The 1,545-nt window shown below is 71.5% G+C and carries 1 protein-coding gene and 1 pseudogene; one reads left to right on the top strand and one right to left on the bottom strand.

Annotated features, from left to right (window positions below; genetic code table 11):
- A pseudogene (locus AC2VNT_RS15205) lies at nucleotides 1-363 on the bottom strand (esterase); the annotation flags it as partial.
- Nucleotides 364-563: 200 nt separating this feature from the next.
- Between AC2VNT_RS15205 and AC2VNT_RS15200 the strand changes: the two are divergent.
- Complete coding sequence (locus AC2VNT_RS15200; protein ID WP_486947648.1) at nucleotides 564-1,454, top strand: SGNH/GDSL hydrolase family protein; 891 nt, start codon at nucleotides 564-566, stop codon at nucleotides 1,452-1,454.
- The last annotated feature ends 91 nt before the right edge of the window (nucleotides 1,455-1,545 follow it).

Raw genomic sequence — 1,545 nt, 5'->3', positions numbered from 1 at the left:
GATTCGCCGGGTCCCGTCGGCGGGCAGCACCCCGGCGGCGCGGACCAGCTGGGCCTTGCAGCGCGGCAGCCGGATGGTGGCCCGGACCGTGCCGGGTTCCGGCTGCACCGCCTTGGCGGCGAAGTCGACCAGTCCGAACGGCCACGGCACGTGCGGCAGGTAGCTGCCGATGGACAGCACCGGCCGGATGGTGACGCGGGCGGCCAGCCAGGCCAGCCGGCCGGCGACGCTGGCGTCGTCTTCGACGACCTCGACGGGTCTGCGATCGCTCAGCGAGAGCCGGCGGGGGCGGCGGATACTGCGGGCGTGGCGCGGGTTCGGACCGGCCGGAAGCGACTCGGCCGCCGTACTCAGTGCGGTCATGTCAACACTCCTCAGGACTCGAAGAGCCTCGCGGTGTGTCGGCCCGGCCGGCACAGCCAACGCGGATAAACCTAGCCTGACAGGTAACGGAGTGTTTAAAAATATAAGAATTTAGTTCGATATTACATCGCTTTCACATCGTTACCGTTGCTGTGCAATCGCGACGCCGAAACGACGCCCACGCTCCCTAAACTGGCCGCATGGCGAGGCGCGTACCAAGCGGACCAGCGATAACGCTGGCGGCCGCGGGTGCGCTGGCATCGACCTGCACGGCCTATCTGGGCGTTCGCAGCCTCTTGACCGGCCAGGCAGACCGGGCTCGCCAGGCCATCCCGAAAGCCTGGGGTATCCCGCCGCGCGCCGACGGCGTCTACGGTCCGGACGGCGAGCCGGTGCTGCGCTGGCGCCGTGAGATCCCCGTCGACCTGCACCTGATGTTGTTCGGCGACTCCACCGCCACCGGCTACGGCTGCCACAACGCCGGCGAGGTGCCGGGCGCGCTGATCGCGAAGGCGCTGGCCGAGCGGACCGGCAGACGTATCCGGCTCAGCACCAAGGCGATCGTCGGCGCCACCTCCAAGGGCCTGGCCGGCCAGGTGGACGCGATGTTCGTGGCCGGTCCGCCACCGGACGCGGCGGTGATCATGGTCGGCGCCAACGACGTCACCGCCCTGCACGCCATCGGCTCCTCGGCGCGGCTGTTGGGCACCGCCGTACAGCGGCTACGGGCTGGCGGTGCGGCGGTGGTGGTCGGCACCTGCCCGGACTTCTCGCTGGTCACCGCACTCCCCCAGCCGCTGCGGTGGGCCGCACACGCCCGCGGGCTGCGGCTGGCCCGGGCCCAGACCCTGGCGGTCACCGCCGCCGGCGGCGCCGCGGTGGCCTTCGCCGACCTGGTCGCGCCGGAGTTCCGGCACGCTGCGGACCTGCTGTTCGCCGAAGACCAGTACCACCCATCAGCCGTCGGCTACGCGCTGGTCGCCGATCGGTTGATCCCGGCGCTCTGCACCGCCCTGGGTGAGGACGGCTATGGCCCCCGCGCCCCGGCCGACGCACCGCGGCCGACCCCGGTTGCCGCGAACGTCGGCTAGCGGACGCCGGTCGCCCCCGCAGGCCGGGCGGGAACCGCAGCGGGCTACATTACGGCGTACACGCGAATTTAAGGAGTCACCGTGGCCGAAG

Source organism: Mycobacterium sp. TH-M15, assembly GCF_057473705.1.
The sequence above is the reverse complement of the archived record's forward strand: the minus strand, read 5'-3'. Positions and strand labels throughout refer to the sequence as shown.

Excerpts from the sequence above, each read along its gene's own strand:
- AC2VNT_RS15200 (WP_486947648.1), top strand. The coding sequence starts at position 564 with ATGGCGAGGCGCGTACCAAGCGGACCAGCGATAACGCTGGCGGCCGCG.